This window comes from uncultured Methanobrevibacter sp. (genome assembly GCF_902770715.1).
Classification (GTDB): Archaea; Methanobacteriota; Methanobacteria; order Methanobacteriales; family Methanobacteriaceae; genus Methanocatella.
This window is the reverse complement of record NZ_CACXTS010000059.1, coordinates 1-5,441: the sequence shown is the minus strand read 5'-3', so window position 1 is coordinate 5,441 and position 5,441 is coordinate 1. Positions and strand designations below refer to the sequence as shown.

The 5,441-nt window shown below is 29.1% G+C and carries 14 protein-coding genes; all 14 read right to left on the bottom strand.

Going from position 1 to position 5,441, the window contains the following annotated elements:
• On the bottom strand, window positions 1–285 hold a 285-nt coding region (locus QZU81_RS10410), incomplete at its 3' end, for a hypothetical protein (protein ID WP_295591672.1).
• Between the two features lie 49 nt (window positions 286–334).
• On the bottom strand, window positions 335–604 hold the full coding sequence (locus QZU81_RS10405; RefSeq protein ID WP_295591670.1) for a hypothetical protein: 270 nt from the start codon (window positions 602–604) through the stop codon (window positions 335–337).
• 9 nt (window positions 605–613) lie between these two features.
• Complete coding sequence (locus QZU81_RS10400) at window positions 614–910, bottom strand: hypothetical protein (protein ID WP_295591668.1); 297 nt, start codon at window positions 908–910, stop codon at window positions 614–616.
• Between the two features lie 30 nt (window positions 911–940).
• Window positions 941–1,159, bottom strand: a complete 219-nt coding sequence (locus QZU81_RS10395) for a hypothetical protein (protein ID WP_295591667.1) — start codon at window positions 1,157–1,159, stop codon at window positions 941–943.
• Window positions 1,160–1,300 (bottom strand): hypothetical protein, encoded by a 141-nt coding sequence (locus QZU81_RS10390; RefSeq protein ID WP_295591665.1) that lies wholly within the window; start codon window positions 1,298–1,300, stop codon window positions 1,160–1,162. It abuts the gene before it with no gap.
• Window positions 1,301–1,324: 24 nt separating this feature from the next.
• On the bottom strand, window positions 1,325–1,795 hold the full coding sequence (locus tag QZU81_RS10385; RefSeq protein ID WP_295591663.1) for a hypothetical protein: 471 nt from the start codon (window positions 1,793–1,795) through the stop codon (window positions 1,325–1,327).
• 170 nt (window positions 1,796–1,965) lie between these two features.
• Complete coding sequence (locus tag QZU81_RS10380) at window positions 1,966–2,634, bottom strand: ERCC4 domain-containing protein (RefSeq protein ID WP_295591662.1); 669 nt, start codon at window positions 2,632–2,634, stop codon at window positions 1,966–1,968.
• Window positions 2,631–2,810 (bottom strand): hypothetical protein, encoded by a 180-nt coding sequence (locus QZU81_RS10375; protein WP_295591660.1) that lies wholly within the window; start codon window positions 2,808–2,810, stop codon window positions 2,631–2,633. Before QZU81_RS10375 ends, QZU81_RS10380 begins: the two co-directional genes overlap by 4 nt.
• Window positions 2,811–2,916: 106 nt before the next feature.
• On the bottom strand, window positions 2,917–3,114 hold the full coding sequence (locus QZU81_RS10370) for a hypothetical protein (protein ID WP_295591657.1): 198 nt from the start codon (window positions 3,112–3,114) through the stop codon (window positions 2,917–2,919).
• A 4-nt stretch (window positions 3,115–3,118) separates the two neighbouring features.
• Window positions 3,119–3,310 carry a hypothetical protein gene (locus QZU81_RS10365; RefSeq protein ID WP_295591656.1) on the bottom strand — a complete coding sequence of 64 codons (192 nt, stop codon included), beginning with the start codon at window positions 3,308–3,310 and terminating at the stop codon, window positions 3,119–3,121.
• A gap of 16 nt (window positions 3,311–3,326) precedes the next feature.
• A complete protein-coding gene (locus QZU81_RS10360) occupies window positions 3,327–3,581 on the bottom strand; it encodes a hypothetical protein (RefSeq protein ID WP_295591654.1) in 255 nt (84 codons plus the stop codon).
• Window positions 3,582–3,764: 183 nt separating this feature from the next.
• Complete coding sequence (locus QZU81_RS10355) at window positions 3,765–4,298, bottom strand: hypothetical protein (protein ID WP_295591652.1); 534 nt, start codon at window positions 4,296–4,298, stop codon at window positions 3,765–3,767.
• Window positions 4,282–4,629, bottom strand: coding sequence for a hypothetical protein (locus QZU81_RS10350; protein WP_295591650.1), 348 nt, complete (start codon window positions 4,627–4,629; stop codon window positions 4,282–4,284). Before QZU81_RS10350 ends, QZU81_RS10355 begins: the two co-directional genes overlap by 17 nt.
• Window positions 4,630–4,995: 366 nt before the next feature.
• Window positions 4,996–5,441, bottom strand: a 446-nt coding sequence (locus QZU81_RS10345; protein WP_295591648.1) for a hypothetical protein, incomplete at its 5' end; no start/stop codon positions are given.

The window sequence follows — 5,441 nt, the reverse complement described above, 5'->3', positions numbered from 1 at the left end:
TGGTTTTCCAAGTAGATCAAAGATAAATGTTCTAGCATCAATTACTACACAAATATCATATTCGCTGTCAAGATTTTCAATGAATTCTGATGCAGTTTCAGAATTTTCATTATTCTCATCGTCTAGCCAATCTATTATACATTGACAAGATAACTTCAATTCTGACAATATAACACTTCTTAAAGCATTCTTTGTCATTAAATCATCGTTATCAATGAGATTCATGACAATAAATGTTTTATCGACATTATCATAGTGTTTTTTGATATCTCCTCTCCATACCATTTAAATCACCTAAAAATGTTAATTAAAGTGGGATTTAATTGCCTCCCACTTATTGATAAATATTTGAAATTAAAACAGACATTTCATCACGAATACCCATTACGAGCATCATATAATAACCTCTGCTTCTTAAACTGTCGATTACTTCACGGATTTCCCAATAATTGTGTTCTGATTTGAAAAATACCTCAGCACAATGATTTGGCATTGGTGTTTTGTCAATCTTTGTTATCTCAATGAAATCAAGTTTTTTCAATTGTTTTAAACAAAATTCCATATTAATTTCAGTTAATCCAGTATTTATTGCTTTTCCACTCATATTTACCACCTATAATATATTAAATATACAAAATACTCCCATATCATCAAATTGCTTTTTAAATTCAAGATAAAACTCCATTAATCGTGCGAATTCAAGGATTGTAATGTCTTCCCAAGTTTTACTGAAAGACCAGTAGTAAGGAGTGCCAAGATTGTCATAACCATCGTAACAGTCCCATTCTTCAGAATAAATGGTTACCTTACATTCATCAACATTATAATCAAATCTTAACTTGTTTCCCATCCTTTCTTCATAATCTATGTACCCATAAAATTCTTCTTGAAATTTAGCAGTTATATCCATAATAATCACCTAAAAAATATAGAAATGAATTTATTTCACTTCCCTACAATGCTCTATGAAATTAAAGATTAGTTCACTGATTTCCTGAAGACCTAAATAGTATACATCATCGTTTTCAAAACCGTCAGTGAATCCAAGCTCTTCATTGAACCATTTTTCATCTTCTTCATTAAATTCACCTAAACAACATAATTCTTTTTCATATCCAGCTAAATCAAAAATAATTTGTTTTACATTGAGTTTTGCCATTTAAATCAACTCCATTAATTCATCAAAAAATTCCTCACACAATTCTTCATCTTCTAACAAAAGCTCATATTCTTCTTCAGTTAATTCAATATCGTGAACTACCATATTATCAATTTCATCGTAAACATCAGTTTTTACCATAATTACCACCCTTTAAAAAAGAATTTAGCAATCAGCAAGTGCTGATTGTACTAAATATTTCACCTGTTTGTTTTTAGCAAGTTTATCAAATCTACCATCGTATTCACCAGCATAAGCCATAAAAGCATTATATAAGCAGTCTTCTACATCTTCTCTGAAATCAAATAATTCTTTGTTTTCATCAGTAAAAGCACAATCTAAGACACTTATAGCATCTTTTTGAACTTTTTCAACTGCTTTATTGTTTAATGCTCTTATAATTGGAGTTGCTAATCTTTCTTTGCTCCAAGTGTTTTCCACTTTTTCTACAAATTCTTCAACAGTTTCAGAAGTTTTTACTGCTTTAATAACAGTTAGAACATCAACAGCTTCAAATAAGAATTCGCTTTCACTGGTTATGAGTCTAGGACAGCCACTCCATTTGTGGTGGTCTTCATTTTCATCGATTTCAATTCTTACTTCAATCTTTTCAATTTTATCTGCGATTAATAACATTTTTATCAGCCCTCATTTAGTTTTTTTGTTAAATTCATAAATTCTGTTTCTAAATCAGAATTTGAACCTCTCAGAGAAGTTTATTTCCGATTTAAAGACAGTTAATTATAATAGAGCCAAACTTATATATAAAGACATCGATTTTGTAAATGAAAATATTGCAAAAAAAATTAAGAGCAGTCCGTACGGACTTGCTCCAAGATGTTATCTGCCTTAGCATCACCTATTCCTGTAAGACCCAATAAATCATCTTTTTTAAGTTTTAAAACATCTTCTAAATTGTTTAGTGAAAGTTCATCTACTATTTTTTCTGCAGTTTTAGAACCAACTCCTCGACAACAATAACACAAAAATCTAAATGCGGAATTGCCCTCTGATTTGGGAAATGTTTTAGCAACAGCTTTATCATCGAAACATTTCTTAGCTTGTTGTTCCATAACTTCAAATGCCGTTTTTCTGTTAGGTACACGTAGTACTGTTGTAAATGTATTTAATCTAGCAATGGCACCGTAAAATTGTGCTTTACTGAAAGAAACATGTGTAGAATAATATAATTCTTTACATAATTCTGCCAAATTTTCATCAGTGCCTTCTACAATTACAAAATGATAAAGAAATTGGCTTTGTTGGTCTATCGCTTGGTTAAACACTCTTCCCTCATTTACTGAAGTTATAAAATCAGACATAGTTTTATACTCGAATACAACTTGTTTTCCATCTTCTTCAAAGATATAATCTCCAGTTTCTAGTTCTACAACAGAAACACTGTTCTTCAATGAAAAATAGAATATTGCAGGTTTAATTCTATCAGTTTCTCTTGTATCGATGAAAACTCTCATTCTAAATCTACCTCCTTCAGTAATTTTTCCTCTTCTTGTCCTAGCATCATTCTTTCATAGACATATTGCAATCGTTTATCTTCATTGTTTTCTTCACGAATCATCTTGCCCAATTGTTCTTTTTGAATTCTAATGATCCGTAACTTTTCATTATGTAAATTCATCTTCCTCACCATTTTCACCATTATTCCCATAATATCGTTCAAGTAATGCCGATAGTGTCATAATTAGATATAAAATTACAATTACAGCTAAAACAAAATAGTTCATTGTTTTCTCACCCTATTTGCTTAAAGCTGATATTAATCCATTAATTAACAAAAATATCACTATTGCACTACACCACCAAAGAATACCTGTTAATCCAAGATAAGATGCAATTGCACCTGCTACAACAATAACAACACCTATTCTAACTACAATTATTGCGATTATGAATAATATGTATCCTATAACACCGTAAGCTTCTAAATCCATCATATTATCATTCTTCCTTTTTAACTACAGTAAGTGAGAATCCATAGTATTTATTGTCAAATACCAATCTTCCGACATCGCCTTTTGTTGCTCCTTCTTCTTCCAAATTATATGCAATCATTGCAAGTACTTCTTTAAATTGCATGTTCAAAATCTCTTTATAATCATCGTTTGATTTATTAACTGTTTCTCCACTCATTTTAACAATCCTCCTTTTAATCGGATACTAATGACATAGATAATACATTCCTAAGGTTTAAAAATTCACGAATTCCACTATTATTGTAAAAAATAGCACAATCATCATAAATTTTAATAGAATTAACAGAATCCAAACAAATTATTTCGTTAGCTTTTGAATTGGAAATAATTATTAATTGTAAATCATCTAAATCATCTATATCTATAAGCATTTTCATTAATCCATGACCTAATGACCCCATACTGCTTAAATCTGAATATACAAGCATATTATCACCTTTTTATTTTTCATTGATTTTTCATAATTTTAGCTCGAATTTTACTATTGAAATAAACAATGAGTTAGTTAATTTAAACAAAAGGTCTTATAACAACTTTGTTTAGAATTAACAACTCATTCAATTATTTAATCATCTAGTTTTTTGTTCTTTTTTTCTACCCCGATATATAGATTAATTTAAACCCATTTCATAAAGTATTAAATCAACCTTTGATTTGTCCCAATCATATTTTCTTAATTCATTTACCATATGGATAGCATGAGCTTCCACTTTAAATCGATAGAAAACAACCCTTTCACCGTTAATCCTCTTTTCTACGATGTAATATCCGTTGACTTTTGAGTAATTTTTAGGTTTAATCTTATTTTCATCGATTATGTTCTCGATTTTGTTTAAATCCCAATTAACTGCTTTACACAATGCAACCATCATTTGTGCTGTTAGTTCATCACTAAATCTTCCAACAACAATGGTTTTATGTCCATATTGTTTTTTTACAAGATATTCATCATTTTTAGTTTTACAATAGAATTTAGCCCCAGTGGTATTCATGTGTCTAGGACATGAGATATCACCGTTCTCTAATGCCTCAACTCTTAAATAAGAATATTGTCTTGCATTTAAGCCGTTTAATCGTTTAACATCTTCTCCAGTGATATTGGGATTATTATATGCTTCTACAAATTCTTCATAAACTCCTATCATAAATATCAGCTCGTTTTTTCATTATTTTCAATATATTTTGTTCTTTTTTTCTTAATTCACGAATTATACTTTCAGTGTCCTTGATCTCCTGAGATATAACATTATAATTCAAACCTACAATAACATCATCAGGTTCCAAGATAAATTCACCCAAAGCATTGATTTTTGGAATACATTCTAATTTTCCCTTAATGCAAAGTGTTTCCGTATACACTAAATCCTTGATTTCTGATAATACTCTGAAATAATCACGTTTTCTTTGATTTAACTCCTTCAAATGTTTTAACTCAAAGTTTATCTCGTGTAAAAGTTCCCTATATTTAGAATTCATTGGAATCCAAAATTCACAAAATGCTTACAAAGGTGGTGATTTGGATAATACTCACATTTTAACATATTTATCAGCTCGTTTTGTCTAGTAATCTGGTAATTTAGTAATTTATTAAAAAATGGTAATCCAGTAATTTGGTAATTTAATGATTTTAGGTAATCTAGTAATTTGGTAATTTAAGAAAAACACTATATTTTTCTATATAGGTGCCTTACCATTCACAGTATAAAATTACCTAAATCGATGAAAAAAATAAATGATTAAAAACCATTTAAATATGAAAATAAATAGCTTAAAATCATTTAAGTTTAATCGATATAGTAATTTTAACAAAAAAATTACCTAAATTTGAAAAAAATTACCTACTCAATTATCACTCTCCTCATCATCTTTTTCACTTAAATCAGGATATAAGAATGTTAAAAACTTACTAAATTCAATTCTCATAACCATTGTAGGTTTAGGCAGTTTAACGGTCGTATATTTCCAACCTAACAAATCTGCAACACCCTTTACACTATAACATGCCTGATTGGCATTATGCAGAGCTTTTTTAAGACCTTTCGTAAAGCAAACATAATCTTTACCATTTTTACCATGATGTAAGACCATATAAGGAATTAATCTCTCATTAACAACATTAAAAACACGGTCATAGAAATCAGTTGATTCTTTAACATCTTCTGAATAAAAATGTTCATCTGGTTTTTGATATCCATCTTCCGTTGAGTATACACGAATATTTTTATTTTGTTTATTAATTTCTTCAATAAAAAACATTCTAATTTCCTCTATTTCCTCATCATCAAGGT

Bases quoted from the DNA above. Each gene is read 5' to 3' on its own strand.
- QZU81_RS10385 (WP_295591663.1), bottom strand. From the start codon at position 1,795: ATGTTATTAATCGCAGATAAAATTGAAAAGATTGAAGTAAGAATTGAA.
- QZU81_RS10365 (WP_295591656.1), bottom strand. From the start codon at position 3,310: ATGAGTGGAGAAACAGTTAATAAATCAAACGATGATTATAAAGAGATT.
- QZU81_RS10380 (WP_295591662.1), bottom strand. From the start codon at position 2,634: ATGAGAGTTTTCATCGATACAAGAGAAACTGATAGAATTAAACCTGCA.
- QZU81_RS10355 (WP_295591652.1), bottom strand. From the start codon at position 4,298: ATGATAGGAGTTTATGAAGAATTTGTAGAAGCATATAATAATCCCAAT.
- QZU81_RS10350 (WP_295591650.1), bottom strand. From the start codon at position 4,629: ATGAATTCTAAATATAGGGAACTTTTACACGAGATAAACTTTGAGTTA.
- QZU81_RS10375 (WP_295591660.1), bottom strand. From the start codon at position 2,810: ATGGTGAGGAAGATGAATTTACATAATGAAAAGTTACGGATCATTAGA.
- QZU81_RS10360 (WP_295591654.1), bottom strand. From the start codon at position 3,581: ATGCTTGTATATTCAGATTTAAGCAGTATGGGGTCATTAGGTCATGGA.
- QZU81_RS10395 (WP_295591667.1), bottom strand. From the start codon at position 1,159: ATGGCAAAACTCAATGTAAAACAAATTATTTTTGATTTAGCTGGATAT.
- QZU81_RS10400 (WP_295591668.1), bottom strand. From the start codon at position 910: ATGGATATAACTGCTAAATTTCAAGAAGAATTTTATGGGTACATAGAT.
- QZU81_RS10390 (WP_295591665.1), bottom strand. From the start codon at position 1,300: ATGGTAAAAACTGATGTTTACGATGAAATTGATAATATGGTAGTTCAC.
- QZU81_RS10405 (WP_295591670.1), bottom strand. From the start codon at position 604: ATGAGTGGAAAAGCAATAAATACTGGATTAACTGAAATTAATATGGAA.
- QZU81_RS10370 (WP_295591657.1), bottom strand. From the start codon at position 3,114: ATGATGGATTTAGAAGCTTACGGTGTTATAGGATACATATTATTCATA.